We start from the raw sequence: 16,803 nt of genomic DNA on the forward strand, positions 1-16,803 counted from the left end.
ACGGGCCTAGGTGATGACGCTGGGGCCGGTGCGGCCGGTGCGTTCGCGGATTTTGCAGAGGTCTTCGGCGATGCCGATAAGCGGTTCGAGGGCCAGCTGGGTTTCGAGGTCGTGGCGTCCATCCGGGGCCTCATAGCGCTCAAGATAGACCCGCAATGTGGCGCCGACCGTTCCGGTTCCCGAGAGGCGCAGGACGATCCGCGATCCATCGGTAAAGCCGATGCGGATACCCTGTCTGGCGCTGGTCGAGCCGTCCACCGGGTCGTGATAGGTGAAATCGTCCGCATAGGCGATTTGCAGATCGTCCGCGAAAATCCTGCCGGGCAATGAGGGAAGGCGGGCGCGCAATTCATCCACCAATTCATTGGCGATGGCGACGTCGACTTCCTCATAGTCATGGCGGGTATAGTAATTGCGGCCATAGCTGCGCCAATGCTCGCGCACGATGGCATCGACGCTTTGCTGGCGCACCGCCAGAATGTTGAGCCAGAGCAGCACCGCCCACAGCCCGTCCTTTTCCCGCACATGGTCGGAGCCGGTGCCGGCGCTTTCCTCGCCGCAAATGGTGACGCGGCCGGCATCGAGCAGATTGCCGAAGAACTTCCAGCCCGTTGGCGTCTCATGCATCTCGACGCCCAGCTTCTCCGCCACCCGATCGGCGGCGGCACTGGTGGGCATGGAGCGGGCAATGCCGGCAATGCCGCCTTTATATCCGGGCGCCAGATGCGCATTGGCCGCCAGCAGCGCCAGCGAATCCGAGGGCGTCACGAAGCGGTTCTTGCCGATGATGAGGTTGCGATCCCCGTCGCCATCCGAGGCGGCGCCGAAATCCGGACCGTCGGGGGTCATGAGCAAGTCGTGCATTTCCTTGCAATAGACCAGGTTCGGGTCGGGATGGCCGTTATTGAAAGTCGGCGACGGCGTACCGTTGACGACCGTGCCCTTGGGAGCCCCCAGCAGGTCTTCGAGAATGGTATGCGCATAGGGCCCGGTGATCGCGTGCATGGCATCGAAGGTCATGCGGAAGCCGGAGGCGAACAGCGCCTTTATGGCGTCGAAATCGAACAGCGTCCGCATCAGCGCCGCATAATCGGCAACCGGATCAATGACTTCCACCACCATATCCCCGACCTGTTGAGTGCCGATGGCGTGGAGGTCGATATCGGGCGTGTCGAGGATTTTGTAGCTGTCGATCACCGTGCTGCGGGCAAAGACCGCGTCGGTGATCTTTTCCGGCGCCGGGCCGCCATTGCCGGCATTATACTTGATGCCGAAATCGCCTTCCGGCCCACCCGGATTGTGGCTGGCCGAGAGAACCAGGCCGCCGAAGGCCTTGTAATGCCTGATGATATTGCTGGCCGCCGGCGTCGAGAGCAGCCCGCCCTGCCCCACCATCACCTTGCCGAAGCCATTGGCGGCGGCGATGCGGATGGCCTTCTGGATGGCGACATCGTTGTAGAAGCGGCCATCGCCGCCAATCACCAGAATCTGGCCGCTAAAACCTTCCAGACTATCGAAAATCGACTGGATGAAGTTTTCGACATAGTTCGGCTGCTGGAAGACCGGCACCCGCTTGCGCAAGCCGGAGGTTCCGGGCTTCTGGTCATTGTAGGGCGTTGTTTTAACTGTCAGAATTGTCATTTAGCGTGGTTCCGGTCAGCGCGGCATAGAGCTGGGCATAGCGGGCGGCGCTGGTGGCCCAGCTCACATCCGATTTCATGCCCCGCCGCTGCATTTTCTTCCAGGATTTCTCGTCGGCATAAAGGTTTAGCATACGTCTGATGGCATCGGCCAATGCGCCCTGCTCAGGCGGCGCGAATTGCACGCCGGTTGACACCTGGGCCTGTAACGCTGCCACATTGCTATCGATGACCGTGTCATTGAGGCCTCCGACGCGACTGACCAGCGGTATGCAGCCATAGCGCAGCGCATAAAGCTGCGTGAGGCCGCAGGGCTCGAAACGCGACGGCATCATCATCACGTCGGCGCCGCCCTGCACCAGGTGGCTTAACGCCTCGTTATAGCCGGTCACCAGGCCGACCTTGCCGGGATGCCGCATGGCGGCGGCGCGGATGGCGTTTTCTAGGTCCGCCTCGCCCGAGCCGAGCACGGCGAGCTGACCGCCCTCGGCGACGATGAGGTCGATATTGGCGGCGAGCAGGTCGATGCCCTTCTGCCAGGTCAGCCGGCTCACTACGGCAAAGAGCGGGCCGGTGGATTGCTCCAGCCCGAAGGCTTCCTGCAAGGCGCGCTTGTTGACCTGCCGGTACTGGATGGTATTGGCGGTATAATTCTGCTTGAGCGCCGTGTCGGTCGCCGGGTTCCAGGCCTCCATGTCGATGCCGTTGAGCACGCCGAACACGGTGGCGGAACGATTGTTGAGCAAGCCGTCCAGACCCATGCCGGAGGCAGGCGTGCGGATCTCCACCGCATAGGTGGGCGACACCGTGGTCACCACATCGGCGCATTCCACGCCGGCCTTGAGATAACCGACGCCGCCGTAATATTCGACGCCCTCGACCGAAAAGGCGTGGGCGGGCAAACGCAATTGCCCGAAGATTTCCGCGCCGAACGTGCCCTGGAACGCCATGTTGTGGACGGTCATCACCGTCTTGAGCGTCGCGGACGGGCCGAATTTCACATAGGCGGGCACGAGGCCGGCCTGCCAGTCATGGGCGTGGATGACCTGCGGGCGATAGCCCTCGACCAGACCCAGCCCCAGTTCCGTCGCCACCCAGCTCAGCGCCGCGAAGCGTTTCCAATTGTCCGGCCAGTCCCAGCCCTCCGGCCCCATATAGGGATTGCCCGGCCGGTCATAGAGCGCCGGGGCATCGAGCACGATGAGGTCTAGGCCCTCGGCCCGCCCGGCGATCAGCCGCCCGGTGACACCAAACAGGTCGTCGAACCGGGCGACTTCGCGCCCATTCTTCATCTTGCCGAGAACCGCCGGATAGCCGGGCATCAGCGTGCGCATGCTCACCCCGGACCCAGCCAGGGCGCCCGGCAGCGCCCCGGCGACATCGGCCAGTCCGCCGGTCTTGATCAGCGGGTAGACCTCCGAGGCGACCGAAAGAACTTCGATCATCGGTCGGCCAGATATTTGTTGATCATGTTCTGGGTGATGAGGGTCACGCCCTCCTCGGTGCGGCGGAACCATTTGGCGTCGAATTCGGGATCGTCGCCCACCACCAGACCCTCGGGAATATTGACCCCGCGGTCGATGATCACCTTCTTGAGCCGCGCATTGCGCCCGATATCGCAATAGGGCAGCACCACCGCTTCTTCGAGCGTCGAATAGGAATGCACCCGCGAGCCGGTGGAGAGCAGCGTACGCTGCAAATGTCCGCCCGAAATGATGCAATCGCCCGAGACCAGCGAATTGACCGCCGAACCGCGCCGTCCATCGAAATCGTGGACGAACTTGGCCGGCGGCGTGATCTCGGCATAGGTCCAGATCGGCCAGTCGCGGTCGTAAAGATCGAGCTGCGGATTGATGTCGGTGAGGTCGATATTGGCCTTCCAATAGGCATCGACCGTGCCCACATCGCGCCAATAGGCCACTTTCTCATTGCTGGAGCGGACGCAGGAGCGATTGAAGCGGTGCGCCCAGGCCGTGCCGTTCTTGACGATATAGGGGATGAGGTCCTTGCCGAAATCGCGGCTGGACCCCTCGGTCGCCGCATCGCGCTTGAGCTGTTCCATCAGGAACCGGGTCTCGAACACATAAATGCCCATCGAGGCCAGCGCCATGTCGGGCCGGTCGGGAATAGCGGGCGGATCTTTGGGTTTTTCGACGAAATCCACCACCCGATCGCGCCCGTCCACATGCATGACGCCGAAGCCGGTGGCTTCCATGCGGGGCACTTCCAGGCAGCCGATGGTCACGTCCGCGCCGGTATCGACGTGCTGGCGCAGCATGATCTCATAGTCCATCTTGTAGATATGGTCGCCCGCCAGGATGACGATGTAGCGGGCGCCGTAATCCTCGATGATGTCCATGTTCTGGTACACGGCATCAGCGGTGCCGGCATACCATTGCGTTTCCGAAACACGCTGGCTGGCGGGGAGCACATCGAAGCTTTCATTGCGCTCCTGGCGCAGGAAGTTCCAGCCGCGAGACAGGTGGCGGATCAGGCTATGCGCCTGATATTGCGTGGCCACCGAAATGCGGCGGATACCCGAATTGATGGCATTGGAGAGCGCGAAGTCGATGATGCGCGCCTTGCCGCCGAAATAGACCGCCGGCTTGGCGCGCCGGTCGGTCAATTCCATGAGCCGCGTGCCGCGCCCACCCGCAAGCACATAGGCCATTGCCTCACGAGCCAGCGGCGACGGAACCCGATAATCTGCCATTTTACTTCCCTCCACTTTGCCCGGCTCGAACCGGATCGTATGACGCGCGAACCATCTCAGTCCGGCTCGTATTTCAGGAACAGGGTGGCCAGCGGCGGCAGGTAAAGCTCCGCTTCCGCCGGCAGGTGCCGCCCCTCAACGGCATGGGCCATGATGGCGCCCTGGTTCCCCTTATTGCCGCCGGCATACCAGCCGGCATCGGTATTGATCCGCTCCACCCAACGGCCGGCGATCGGCATGGGCACCTTATAGCCGCTGCGCGGCGTCGGCGTCAGATTGGAGATGACCAGCACCGGATCGGCGCCCGGCGCCTTGCGCAGCCAGGCCAGCACCGAATTGGTGTGATCGTTGGCGATCACCCATTCAAAGCCCTCCGGCTCGCAATCGCGTTCATAAAGCGCCGGCAGGCTGCGATAGGCCGTATTGAGATCGGCCACCAGCCGCCGCATGCCCTCATGGTTCGGCGAATCCAGCAGAAACCAGTCCAGCGCCTTGCTTTCCGACCATTCGGCGCGTTGGGCGAATTCCTGGCCCATGAACAACAGCTTCTTGCCCGGATAGCCCCACATGAAAGCGAGATAGGCGCGCAGATTGGCGAATTGCTGCCAATCGTCGCCCGGCATCTTGCCCAGCAGCGATCCCTTGCCATGCACGACCTCGTCATGGCTCAGCGGCAGCACGAAATTCTCGCTAAAGGCATAGACCATGCCGAAGGTGAGATCGTTGTGATGGAAGCGCCGATGCACGGCGTCGCGGCTCATGAACCGCAAAGTGTCGTTCATGAAGCCCATATTCCACTTGAAGCCGAAGCCCAGCCCCCCGGCATAAGTGGGGGCGCTGACGCCCGGCCAGGACGTGGATTCCTCGGCGATCATGAAGGCGCCGGGAAAACGGCTATAGACCTCAGCATTGACCCGTTGCAGGAAGGCCACCGCCTCAAGGTTCTGATTGCCGCCATGTTGGTTGGGCACCCACTCGCCCGGCTGGCGGGAATAATCGAGATAGAGCATCGAGGCCACGGCATCGACGCGCAATCCGTCGATATGGAAATTCTCGAACCAGAACAGCGCATTATTGGTGAGATAGGCCGAAACCTCCTTGCGCCCGAAATTGTAGATCGCCGTGTTCCAGTCCGGATGGAAGCCCTGGCGCGGATCGGCATGTTCGTAAAGCGCCGTGCCGTCGAATTGCGCCAGCCCGAAATCGTCGGTGGGGAAATGCGCCGGCACCCAGTCCAGGATGACGCCCAGCCCGGCTTCGTGCGCCGCATTAACCAGCCGCGCGAAACCCGCCGGATCGCCGAAGCGCGAGGTGGGCGCATAGAGACCGGTCGGCTGGTAGCCCCAGCTGGGATCGAAGGGATGTTCGGAAATGGGCATGAATTCGAGATGGGTATAGCCCATATCGGCCGCATAGGGCACCAATTGCTCGGCCAATTGGTCATAGCTCATGAAGCCGCCATCGGGCCGCCGGCGCCAGGAGCCCAGATGCACCTCGTAGATGGACATGGGTACGCGGCGCCAATCGTGGCTGGCCCGCTCTTCCATGTAACGCTGGTCGGTCCAGGTGAAGGGCGTCGGGTCGGGAACTATCGAGGCATTATGCGGCCTGACTTCCGCCTGGCGGGCAAAGGGATCGGCCTTGAGCGGCAGCACCACGCCATCGGGCCCGACGATCTCGAATTTATAGATGGTGCCGGTGCCCAGCACCGGAATGAAGACCTCCCAGATGCCCTTGCGGTTGCGCATCGGGTGGCGGCGGCCATCCCAATCGTTCCAGGGACCGACCACCGACACCCGCAAGGCATTGGGGGCCCAGACGGCGAAATGGGTGCCGTGAATGCCCTCGAATTCCATTTCGTGGGCGCCCAGCTTGTCGAACAGCCGTAAATGGCTGCCCTCGCCGATATAATAATCGTCCATCGGCCCCAGGACCGGACCGAAGGAATAGGGATCGTAAATGGTCCAGGCGCCGCCCGCATTCTTCGCTTCATAGCGGATGGGCTGGCGCCCGGCGATATCCACCCTGGCCTCGAAGAAGCCGGCGGCATGGCGCGGGATCATATGCCCGAGCGGCTTGCCGTCGAGCGTATAGGCATCGAGCGTTTCGGCATGCGGCACGAAGGCGCGCAGCACCCATTGGCCCTGGACGTCGTGCAGGCCGAGAAAGGCAAAGGCATCGCTGTGGCGGCCAGCCACGATGGCCGCGACCTCACGCGCATCGGCTTGCCAGTTTTCCGTGTTTGAACTCATGCCCGCTTTCCCCACTCGCTGCCCGCTTTCGAACCGGCAGGATAGACATAACGCATACAGGATCGTTTCGGTGCGGCGGGACAGGCCCGACGCCCCGCCGGATCAGCCGGTCTTCACCCCCCAGATATCGGCAGCATATTGCCTTATGGTCCGATCCGACGAGAAGAAGCCGACATTGGCGGTATTGCGGATCGCCATAGCGTTCCAGCGCGCCGGGTCGTTCCAGATCTGGTCCACCCTTGCCTGCGCCGCTGCATAGGCGTCGAAATCCCGCGCCACCATGAACCAGTCATGCTCGTAGAGCCCGCCGATCAGGTCGCGATAGCGATGCGGATCGTCGGGTGAGAATACCCCCGAGGCGATCGAGTCCAGCACTTCGCGCAGGCGCAGCGACGCCTCGATAGAGGCCCGCGGCGTCTCCCCCCGGGCATGCTTGTCCTCGACCTCGTCGGCGGTGAGGCCGAAAATGACGATATTGTCGGCGCCCACTTCCTTGTGCATCTCGACATTGGCGCCATCCATCGTGCCGATGGTGATGGCGCCATTGGCCATGAACTTCATATTGCCGGTGCCCGAGGCTTCCATGCCGGCCGTGGAAATCTGCTCGGACAGATTGGCGGCCGGCACGATGATTTCGGCCAGGCTCACATTGTAATTGGGCAGGAACACCACTTTGAGCAGGCCACGCACCCCCGGATCGTGATTGACGACCCGCGCCACGTCGTTGATCAGCTTGATGATCAGCTTGGCATTCCAATAGCTCGGCGCCGCCTTGCCGGCGAAAATCTTGACCCGCGGCGCCCAGTCCCGGTCCGGATGGGCGCGGATCTCGTCATAAAGCGCCACCGTCTGGATGATGTTGAGCAATTGGCGCTTATATTCGTGGATGCGCTTGATCTGCACGTCGAACATGGCTTCGGGCGAGACGACGATGTTCAGCCGCTCCCGGATCAGCCTGGCCAGCCGCTGCTTGTTGTCTAGCTTCACCGCCGCGAATTGCTGCTGGAAGCCGGGATCCCCGGCATGGGGCGCGAGCTGTTTGAGCTTGTCGATATTGTCCAGGAATTCCGGGCCGATCCGCTCGCTCACCAATTCGGTCAGGCCGGGATTGCATTGCATCAGCCAGCGGCGCGGCGTGATGCCATTGGTCTTGTTGTTGATGCGCTCGGGATAGAGCTTGTGCAGGTCGGAGAACACGGTCTGCTTCATCAATTCCGTATGCAGCGCCGACACGCCATTGACCGAATGCGAGCCGACAAAGGCCAATTGCCCCATGCGCACCCGCCGCCCACCCTGCTCGTCGATCAGCGACAGGGCGGCGATCTGCTGCTCGGAAAAGCCCGATTTGCTGCGGGCTTCGGCGAGGATATCGGCATTGATCTGATAGACGATCTGCATGTGGCGCGGCAGCAGCCGCTCCAGCAGCGCCACCGGCCAGCTTTCCAGCGCCTCGGGCAGCAGCGTGTGATTGGTATAGCCGAACGTGCCCTTGGCGATCTTCCAGGCATCGGCCCATTGCACGCCATTGTCGTCGACCAGAATGCGCATCAACTCGGCCACCGAAATGGCCGGATGCGTGTCGTTGAGCTGGATGGCGACCTTGTCGGGCAGCGAGCTCAATTCACCATATTGCTGCAAATGGCGGCGCACGATGTCCTGGAGGGAGGCGGAGGAGAAGAAGAATTCCTGCCGCAGCCGCAATTCCTGCCCCGCCGCCGTCGAGTCGGCGGGATAGAGCACGCGGGTAATGGCCTCGGCCTTGGCGCTTTCCTCGAGCGCGCCGATATGGTCGCCGGAATTGAACTTGTCGAGCAGGATCGGGTCGATCGGCTGGGCGCTCCACAGGCGCAGCGTGTTCACCCGCGCGCCGCGCCAGCCGACAATGGGCGTGTCATAGGCGACCGCCAGGAGATGTTCGTTGGGCTGCCATTCCTGCCGCACCGCGCCGTCCGGGTCGGTCACCGGCTCGACATGGCCGCCGAACCCCACTTCATAAGCGCTTTCGCGGCGCTCGAATTCCCAGGGATTGCCATGCGCCAGCCAGTCCTCCGGCAGCTCGACCTGCCAGCCCTCGCTCATTTCCTGGCGGAACAGCCCATGCGCATAGCGGATGCCATAGCCATAGGCCGGGATTTTCAACGACGACATGGATTCTAGAAAACAGGCGGCGAGACGCCCCAGGCCGCCATTGCCCAGCGCCGCATCCGGCTCCATGTCGATCAGTTCGCCCAGGTCGACATTGAGATTGCTGAGGGCCTCGCGCACCGGCTGCATCAGGCCGACATTGCTCATGGCGTCGCGCATGAGCCGGCCGATAAGGAATTCGAGGCTGAGATAATAGACGCGCTTGTTGGAGGTCCGCCACGTTTCACGCGAGCTTTCCATCCAGCGATCCATGATGCGGTCGCGAACCGTCAGGATGGTGGCCCGCAGCCAGTCATGCGGGCGGGCGACGATCGGGTCCTTGCCGACCGAATAAATCAGCCGTTCAAGTATCTCCGCCTGGATAGCTTCAACGGTCGTCGAACGCGGTTCGGGCGTAGGGGCATCGTAGACGATCGGCTTTTGCGGCATCTCGCAATCCAGTGTTCATGACGATATTCCCCTCAGAATGCGGGTAGTCTTGCACTTAATCCGTAAAGGGAAAAGCCCCCATGCCCGGGGCTAGCCGGGCCGGGGCTCGACGCCGGTGGGACCCGTGCCCTTGGGCGGCTCCAGCCGCTCCCGCTTGCGCGCCTCCTCGCCCTCGTCATCCAGCCGCTGCTCCCGGATGACCTGGGCGGCATTGGCCAGCAATTCGTCGCGATCGGTCATCGCCCGCGTCCGGCGCACCGGGCGGCGGGGCATGACCGGCCGGCTCGGCAGCGCATGGGTGATGACCGATTGAGCAATCAGCAGCGTCGGCACGGCGATGAGCGCCCCCATCGGCCCCCAGGCCCAGATCCAGAAGGTGATCGACAAGAAGATGATGAAGGGATTGAGCGTCAGCGTGCGGCCGATGAAATGGGGGGTGAATAGCTGGCCTTCGAGGAAATTGATGCTGGCATAGCAGATGACCGGCAGCAAGATTTCCAGCAACCCGGTCTGGGTGCCCAGCCCCACCGCCAGCAGCACGGTGATCATGATGGCCTGCCCCACATAGGGCACGTAATTCAGCACTGCCGCCATGGCACCCCAGAGCAGTGGCGAGGGCATGCCGATGGCCCACATGGCCAGGGTGACCGCGGTGCCGACGCACAGATTGATCATGGTCACCGTCAGGAGGAACCGGCTGACCTTGAACTCGACATCGCGGAACACATGCGCCGTGCGCCAGCGCATGCGCCTGGTGACGCACATCGACAGCACCGACATGCGGATGTGATCGCGCGTCGCCACGAAGAAATAGAGGCTGGCCAGGAAGATGGCGATCTGTGCCAGCACCGCCGGCGCCAGCATGGCCATGCCGGTCACCGTGCCGCCGTCATCCACCGTCACCGCCATGGCATCGCCGGTGCCCAGCGCCGCCGCGAGCTGGGCCTGGAAGTCGCTGATCGATTGCAGCGGCCCCTTGAGGCCCGCCAATTGCGTCTGCAGCCTGGCCCAGATCATCGGCGCCCGCGCCACCCATTCGCTGAGCGGCACCGCGAACAAGACGGCGAACCCGGCAATGACGCCGAGCAGCAGCAGCACGACGATGCCGGCCGCCAGTGCCGGCGGCACGCTCCAGCTTTCCAGCCGGTCGGCCACCGGCCCGAACATCAGGCCGATGACGATGGCCAGCGTCACCGGCGCCAGGAAGACCTGCCCCGCCTGCAACACCAGGAGCAAGACGGCAAAACCGATGCCAACCACCGCCAGGCGGGCGGCATTGCCGAGCACCCGCTCGAACTGGCTTTCGTTCATTTCGGCAGGAACGGCCCTGGGCCTGGCTTGACGCATTGCGGTATCCACATGGGAGAGTGCCCCGAAAACGTTACGGCAATGACTTTCGTTCCTGGGCGCCTCTTGGTGATCGACCCTGGCGGGCCGCTTGGATAAGCTTGCCGCGATTCCTTGTCTCTCCCGCCAGAAGAAGCGCCATGTCCCGCAAGATCATCATCGATACCGACCCCGGCCAGGACGATGCCGTCGCCATCCTGCTCGCCCTCGCCTCGCCCGCGGAACTGGAGGTTCTCGGCGTGGTGGCGGTGGCCGGCAATGTCGGCCTCGCCCAGAACGCCATCAATGCCCGCAAAGTGGTCGAGCTCTCCGGCCGCAGCGATGTTCCGGTCTATGCCGGCTGCGCCCGGCCGATGCGGCGGCAACTCGTCACCGCCGAGCATGTGCATGGCGATACCGGCCTCAACGGCCCCGACCTGCCCGCTCCGCACATCCCGCTCCAGGACCGGCACGGCGTCGATTTCATCATCGAGACATTGATGAATGCCGAGCCGAAAACCATAACCCTGTGCACTCTCGGCCCGCTGACCAATATCGGCATGGCGCTGGTCAAGGAGCCGCGCATCGCCGAGCGTATCGCCGAAATCGTCATGATGGGCGGCGCTTATTTCGAGGTGGGCAACATCACCCCGACAGCCGAATTCAACATCTATGTCGACCCCGAAGCCGCCGATGTGGTGATGCGCTGCGGCGCGCCGATCACCATCCTGCCGCTGGACGTGACCCATATGATCCAGTCCACCCCGGCCCGTCTCGACGCCATCAAGGCGCTGGGCAATAAGAGCGGCCAGGCGGTCCATGACATGCTGAGCTTTTCGGAGAGCTTCGATCTCAAGAAATATGGCTGGAACGGTGCGCCGCTGCACGATCCCACCGTCATCGCCTATCTGCTCAAGCCCGAACTCTTCGAAGGCCGCCATTGCCACGTGGCCATCGAAACCGCGAGCGAACTGACGGTCGGTATGACCGTGGTGGATTACTGGCACGTCACCGGCCGCGCCCCTAACGCCAATTATCTGCGCTCCGGCGACGCGGATGGATTTTACGCGCTGCTCAATGAGCGATTGGCGCGGCTGCCGTAACCCCCTCATCCGGCCCTTCGGGCCACCTTCTCCCCGAGGGGGAGAAGAATAGGCATCGCGCGCCCTCTTGTTCCTCTCCCCCTCGGGGAGAGGGTGGATCGCCCGCAGGGCGAGACGGGTGAGGGGTGGCTGGCGTACCCTCTCATCCGGCCCTTCGGGTCGCCTTCTCCCCAAGCGGGAGAAGGATAGGCATCGCGCATTCCTCTTATTCCTCTCCCCCTCGGGGAGAGGTGGCTCGGCAAAGCCGAGTCGGTGAGGGGGTTCTTCACCTCAATTCCACCTCTCGGCCGATCCCGATATTTTCCAGAAACGCCCGGTCGTGGCTGACCACCAGCAAGGCGCCGTCGAAGGCGCGCAGGCCCGCTTCCACCACTTCGATGGCGTCGATATCCAGGTGATTGGTGGGCTCGTCCAGCACCAGCAGCATGGGCGGCGTCTTGCCGCCCAGCGCACAGGCCAGCCCTGCCCGCAACATCTCGCCGCCGCTCAGCGTGCCGACCAGTTGCAACGCCGCATCGTTGCGGAACATGAACGCCGCCAGTACCGCGCGGCAATCATTGAGCGAACTGGACGGATTGAGCCGCTGGAAATTTTCGACGATGGACAGGTCCCGCCGCAACAAGCCCACTTGCTGATCGAGCAACGCCATCGGCCCGCCGATCTGCACGCTGCCGGCAAGCGGCGCCAATTCGCCGGTAAGAAGTTTCAGCAGCGTGGTCTTGCCCACCCCGTTCGGTCCGGTAATCGCCACCCGCTCCGGCCCGATAATGTCGATGGAGAAATTGCGGATGATCGGCCGCTCCGGATCGTGCCCGCCGGTCATGCCAGTGGCGCGCAACATCACCTTGCCCGCCGCCAGCCCGCTCGGCGCCAGCTTCAGCGCAAAAGGCGTCAGCACCTCGATCCGGGCGCGCGCCGCCTGGGCCTGGGCCTGCGCGGCATCGGCCTGTTTCTCGGCGAGCCGGTCGAGGCCGCCAGCGGTTTCCTCGGCGCGGCGCTTGAGGCCGCCCATGACGATTTTCGGCATATCGCCCTTGGCGGCCTTGCGACGCCCGCCGGCATCGCGGCGCTCCTGCCGCTCGCGCGTCTCCTGCGCCGATCTCGCCGCGTCCCGCATCTGCCGCTCGGCAATATCCAGACTATGCTGCGCCGAAGCCAGTTCCAGCGCCTTGCGCTCGCGGTAATGGCTCCAATTGCCGCCATAAAAGCTGGCGCCGAGGCCGGTCAGCTCGACAATGGCGTCCATCTCCTCCAGCAGCGCCCGGTCATGGCTGATGACGATGGCCGCGCCCCGCCAGCGCGCCAGCAATTCGGTTACCGCGGCGCGGCCATCGGCATCGAGATTATTGGTCGGCTCATCGAGCAGGATCAGGTCGGGCGCATCGAAAATCAGCGCCGCAAGGGCCGCCCGCGTCCGTTGCCCGCCCGATAGTTCGGCGAGCGGGGTTTGCGGCGTCACCGCCAGTTTGAGACTATCCAGCGCCGCATCCAGCCGCGCCTCCAGCGTCCAGTCGGCCTCCGCCAGCTCCTCGGCGCTCGCTGCCCCCGAAACGGCTTTTTCGAGCAGGGCGAGCGCATCGCGAACACCAAAAAGATCGGCGATGGTTTCGCCGGGCACCGGCTGCACCTGCTGGCGCAACATGCCGATGCGGCCGGAAACGCTGATCGTGCCGGCGGCCGGCGTCAACTCGCCGGTGATCAGGCGCAGCAGCGTGGTCTTGCCCACGCCATTGCGGCCGACCAGACCGGTGCGCCCGGGGCCGAAGCTGAGATCGAGATTGGAAAAGAGAGTTCGGCCGTCAGGGCCGGTATAGGCGAGACGCGAAATCGTGACGGAAACGGGCATGGATCGAGTATTCCCCAAGGGCAAGGCAGGTTGGCGTTGCGTTGGGATTGCGATCCATTGGGTACCGTCCGGTCGGGTTGCGATGAGGCATTACATAATCGTCTTCGGCGCCGCGTCAACTTCTCTGGCAAATCGGCGGCGGGAGGCGTAGGGTCCGCCAGCTTCGCAATGGACTGCCCAGATGGACCTTTTCACGCTCGCCGCCTTCACCCTCGCCTATGCCATTGCCGTCTTGGTGCCCGGACCCGGCGTTGCCGCCGTGGTGGCGCGCGCCCTGGGCGGCGGCTTCAAGGGGGCGTTCCCGATGGTATTGGGCATCCTGGCCGGGGACTTGCTCTATTTCCTGTTCGCCGTATTCGGCCTGGCCGCCATCGCCACTTATTTCGGGCCCATCTTCACCATCGTCCGCTGGGCCGGCGCCGCCTACCTGCTCTATATCGCCTGGAAGTTCTGGACCGCCCGCCCCGGCGCCGAACAGATGAAGCCCAGAAACGAGGATGGCTGGAAAACCTTCCTGGCCGGCTTCTCGCTGACCATGGGCAATCCCAAGACCATCGTTTTCTACCTCGCCATCCTGCCCAGCGTGGTGCCGCTGGCCGAGATGAACCCGCTCGCCTTCATCGAACTCACCGCCATCGTGGTCGTGGTGCTGCTCATCATCGGCTGCGGCTATGCCTGGCTGGCTTCGGTGGCCAGGGACCTGTTCCGCAGCGAAAAGGCCCTTGGCCGCCTCAACAAGACCGCCGGCGCCATGATGGCCGGCGCCGCCGGCCTCGTCGCCCTCCAGCATTAGCGGGTTTAACGCCGCGTTAAGGCCGGCGCTTCATGCTGGCAGCATGGCGATTTCGGGCAGAATCACGCGCTGGAATGCATACCAGCTCTCATCCTATGAGCAGTTGCAATATCATCGCGAGCGCCGCGCGCAGATCCGCGAGGAGATCGCCAAGATGAACGCCCAGGCCAGCTCCCTCACCTCGGTCCAGATGCAGAAAGCGGTGGGCATGGGCGACCTCGTCTCCCGCATGGCCATGGAACGCATCGGCCTTTCCAAGAAAGCCTAGAAGCTGGTGGGCGCGGCAGGACTCGAACCTGCAACCAGAGTGTTATGAGCACTCGGCTCTAACCATTGAGCTACGCGCCCTTCCGTCGAAGGCTTATAAGCGAACATGGCGGCGTCGAGAACCCGGTGGACCAGGAAATATCGTTCTGTCCCCGATTCTTGCGCCATGCGGGCAGCGCGCCAAGCCAGCCCATATTGTTCCCGCCGCCAAACATCGCCTAGAATGCGCGCTCCGCACAAATTTCGGTATCCGCACAATGCGTCAGGGCGACATCATTCACGGACTGGTTCGGGGCCTGTCGGTCGTCGAATGTTTCGATGAGGAACATGCGCGCCTGTCCATCACCGATGTCGCCCGCCGCACCGGCCTCGAACGAGCGACGGCGCGGCGCTGCCTGCTGACGCTGGTTCATCTCGGCTATGCCAGCTATGACGGCAAATTCTTCCAGCTCACCCCGCGCATTCTCAAATTGGGCCATTCCTATCTGGCGGCCACCCCCCTGCCCCGGCTCATCCAGCCCTTTCTCGAGGAATTGTCGCACGCCACCAGCGAAAGCACGTCGGCGGCGGTTCTCGAAGGCACCGACATCCTCTATGTCGCCCGCGCCTCGACCCGCCGGGTGATGTCGATCAATCTGGCGCCGGGCGCGCGCCTGCCGGCCTATTGCACCTCGATGGGCCGCACCCTGCTGGCCGCCTTACCCGCCGGCGAGGCCCGGGCCATCCTCGAGCGCTCCGAGCTCATCGCCTATACCGAGCGCACCAAGGCGGACATGGCCGGCATCACCACCGAATTGGCGGTGATCGCCGCCCAGGGCTTCGCCGTGATCGACCAGGAACTGGAACTGGGCCTCTGCTCCATCGCCGTGCCGCTGACCAATGCCGCCGGCCAGGTGGTGGCAGCGATCAATATCGGCGCCCAGACCGCCCGCTCCCCCACTTCGCGAATGATCGCCAATTTCCTGCCATTGATGCGCAAAGTACAGGCCGAATTGCGGCCCCTGCTGCGATAATTCTCGGCGCCGCCTGCCTGCCGATTCCGTCGCAATCGGCTCTGTCATATAGCCAGTGTCGTAAAATATATCTTTTAAAAACAGCGGCTTATCGTGTCACAAACCGGTCATGGAACTGCAATAAAACCTTCGCCGGGCGCTCCTATGGTCTGCCGCGTCACAGGGCGGCCCAAGAACCGGCTGGCCATGTTTGCAATGAATTCCGAAAGGGAACTTCCATGAAGACCGCACTTTACGCCAGTGCCGCTGTCATCGCGCTCGCCGCCTTCGGCACCAATGCCGCCTTCGCCCAGTCGCGCGACACCATCCAGATCGCCGGCTCCTCGACGGTCCTGCCCTTCTCCTCCATCGTCGCCGAGGAATTCGGCGCCATTTTCCCCGAATTCAATACGCCGGTCGTGGGTTCGGGCGGCACCGGCGGCGGCTTCAGCCAGTTCTGCCAGGGCGTCGGTGACAATACCATCGACATCGCCAATGCCTCGCGCCCGATGCGCGACGGCGAGCGTGAAGCCTGCAACAATGCCGGCGTCAACGACATCCGCGAAATCCAGTTCGGCTTCGACGGCATCGTCTTCGCCTCCTCGGCCAATGGCGGCGATTTCGCCCTGACCCCCGCGCATGTGTTCAAGGCCATCGCCGCCAAGGTTCCGGTGGATGGCGAACTCGTCGACAATCCCTATACCAGTTGGGACCAGATCGACCCGTCGCTGCCGGCCCAGCCGATCGTCCTGGCCATACCCGGCTCCAATCACGGCACCCGTGAAGTCTTCCAGGAGCGCGTCGTGACCCCCGGCGCCGAAGCCTCCGATCTGCCGGAAAACCTTTCCGCCGAGGAAAAGAGCGCCGTGGAAACCACGTTCCGCCAGGATGTGGTGGTCGAAATCGCCGGCGATTATACCGAGACCCTCGCCCGCCTGACGGCCGATCCGAACACTGTCGGCGTCTTCGGCCTCAGCTTCTACGACCAGAACCGCGACATCCTCAAGGTCGCCACCGTCGACGGCATCATCCCGTCGCTGGAAACCGTCGCCGCCGGCGAATATCCGGTCTCGCGCCCGCTCTACTTCTACGTCAAGGGCGAGCATATCGGCACCGTTCCGGGCCTGGTCGAATTCACCGAATACTTCCTGTCCGAAGCCATGTCGGGCAATGGCGGCATTCTCGAAGCCGCCGGCCTGATCCCGCAGCCGGCGGAAGTCACCGCCGAAGTGCTCTCCGCCTTCCAGCAATAAGCCAAATATCGGCGGGCCGCGGTGTTCCGCGGCCCGTTCCACTC

General features: G+C 63.5%; 12 protein-coding genes and 1 tRNA gene. 5 read left to right on the forward strand and 8 right to left on the reverse strand.

Annotated elements, in window-relative coordinates; translation table 11 throughout:
- Positions 1-6: 6 nt before the first annotated feature.
- The 6 genes from O9Z70_RS09745 to O9Z70_RS09770 all read right to left on the reverse strand — a co-directional run bounded on the left by O9Z70_RS09745 (position 7) and on the right by O9Z70_RS09770 (position 10,526).
- On the reverse strand, positions 7-1,641 hold the full coding sequence (locus O9Z70_RS09745) for an alpha-D-glucose phosphate-specific phosphoglucomutase (RefSeq protein WP_286018629.1): 1,635 nt from the start codon (positions 1,639-1,641) through the stop codon (positions 7-9).
- Positions 1,622-3,082, reverse strand: coding sequence for a glycogen synthase GlgA (gene glgA / locus O9Z70_RS09750; protein WP_286021986.1), 1,461 nt, complete (start codon positions 3,080-3,082; stop codon positions 1,622-1,624). Before glgA ends, O9Z70_RS09745 begins: the two co-directional genes overlap by 20 nt.
- Entirely contained in the window at positions 3,082-4,353 is a 1,272-nt protein-coding gene (glgC, locus tag O9Z70_RS09755) for a glucose-1-phosphate adenylyltransferase (RefSeq protein WP_286018630.1), read from the reverse strand. Before glgC ends, glgA begins: the two co-directional genes overlap by 1 nt.
- A gap of 56 nt (positions 4,354-4,409) precedes the next feature.
- Positions 4,410-6,605: a 1,4-alpha-glucan branching protein GlgB gene (gene glgB, locus O9Z70_RS09760; protein ID WP_286018631.1), complete on the reverse strand. Its 2,196-nt coding sequence runs from the start codon at positions 6,603-6,605 to the stop codon at positions 4,410-4,412.
- Between the two features lie 102 nt (positions 6,606-6,707).
- Entirely contained in the window at positions 6,708-9,179 is a 2,472-nt protein-coding gene (locus O9Z70_RS09765) for a glycogen/starch/alpha-glucan phosphorylase (RefSeq protein WP_286018632.1), read from the reverse strand.
- A gap of 90 nt (positions 9,180-9,269) precedes the next feature.
- Positions 9,270-10,526, reverse strand: a complete 1,257-nt coding sequence (locus tag O9Z70_RS09770; RefSeq protein WP_286018633.1) for an AI-2E family transporter — start codon at positions 10,524-10,526, stop codon at positions 9,270-9,272.
- 140 nt (positions 10,527-10,666) lie between these two features.
- On the opposite strand from O9Z70_RS09770, the gene O9Z70_RS09775 reads away from it, so the two are divergent.
- A complete protein-coding gene (locus O9Z70_RS09775; protein WP_286018634.1) occupies positions 10,667-11,608 on the forward strand; it encodes a nucleoside hydrolase in 942 nt (313 codons plus the stop codon).
- 265 nt (positions 11,609-11,873) lie between these two features.
- Here the strand turns inward: O9Z70_RS09775 and O9Z70_RS09780 are convergent, their stop codons facing one another.
- A complete protein-coding gene (locus tag O9Z70_RS09780) occupies positions 11,874-13,454 on the reverse strand; it encodes an ABC-F family ATP-binding cassette domain-containing protein (protein ID WP_286018635.1) in 1,581 nt (526 codons plus the stop codon).
- 181 nt (positions 13,455-13,635) lie between these two features.
- On the opposite strand from O9Z70_RS09780, the gene O9Z70_RS09785 reads away from it, so the two are divergent.
- Together O9Z70_RS09785 and O9Z70_RS09790 are read left to right on the forward strand one after the other, a co-directional pair.
- Complete coding sequence (locus O9Z70_RS09785) at positions 13,636-14,247, forward strand: LysE family translocator (protein ID WP_286018636.1); 612 nt, start codon at positions 13,636-13,638, stop codon at positions 14,245-14,247.
- A 43-nt stretch (positions 14,248-14,290) separates the two neighbouring features.
- Entirely contained in the window at positions 14,291-14,515 is a 225-nt protein-coding gene (locus O9Z70_RS09790) for a hypothetical protein (RefSeq protein ID WP_286018637.1), read from the forward strand.
- Between the two features lie 4 nt (positions 14,516-14,519).
- On the opposite strand, the gene O9Z70_RS09795 is transcribed toward O9Z70_RS09790, so the two are convergent.
- Positions 14,520-14,595, reverse strand: a tRNA-Ile gene (locus O9Z70_RS09795).
- Between the two features lie 176 nt (positions 14,596-14,771).
- On the opposite strand from O9Z70_RS09795, the gene O9Z70_RS09800 reads away from it, so the two are divergent.
- Together O9Z70_RS09800 and O9Z70_RS09805 are read left to right on the forward strand one after the other, a co-directional pair.
- Entirely contained in the window at positions 14,772-15,527 is a 756-nt protein-coding gene (locus O9Z70_RS09800; protein WP_286018638.1) for an IclR family transcriptional regulator domain-containing protein, read from the forward strand.
- A 218-nt stretch (positions 15,528-15,745) separates the two neighbouring features.
- Positions 15,746-16,759: a substrate-binding domain-containing protein gene (locus tag O9Z70_RS09805; RefSeq protein ID WP_286018639.1), complete on the forward strand. Its 1,014-nt coding sequence runs from the start codon at positions 15,746-15,748 to the stop codon at positions 16,757-16,759.
- Positions 16,760-16,803: the final 44 nt, after the last annotated feature.

This window comes from Devosia sp. YIM 151766 (assembly GCF_030285925.1).
Classification (GTDB): domain Bacteria; phylum Pseudomonadota; class Alphaproteobacteria; order Rhizobiales; family Devosiaceae; genus Devosia.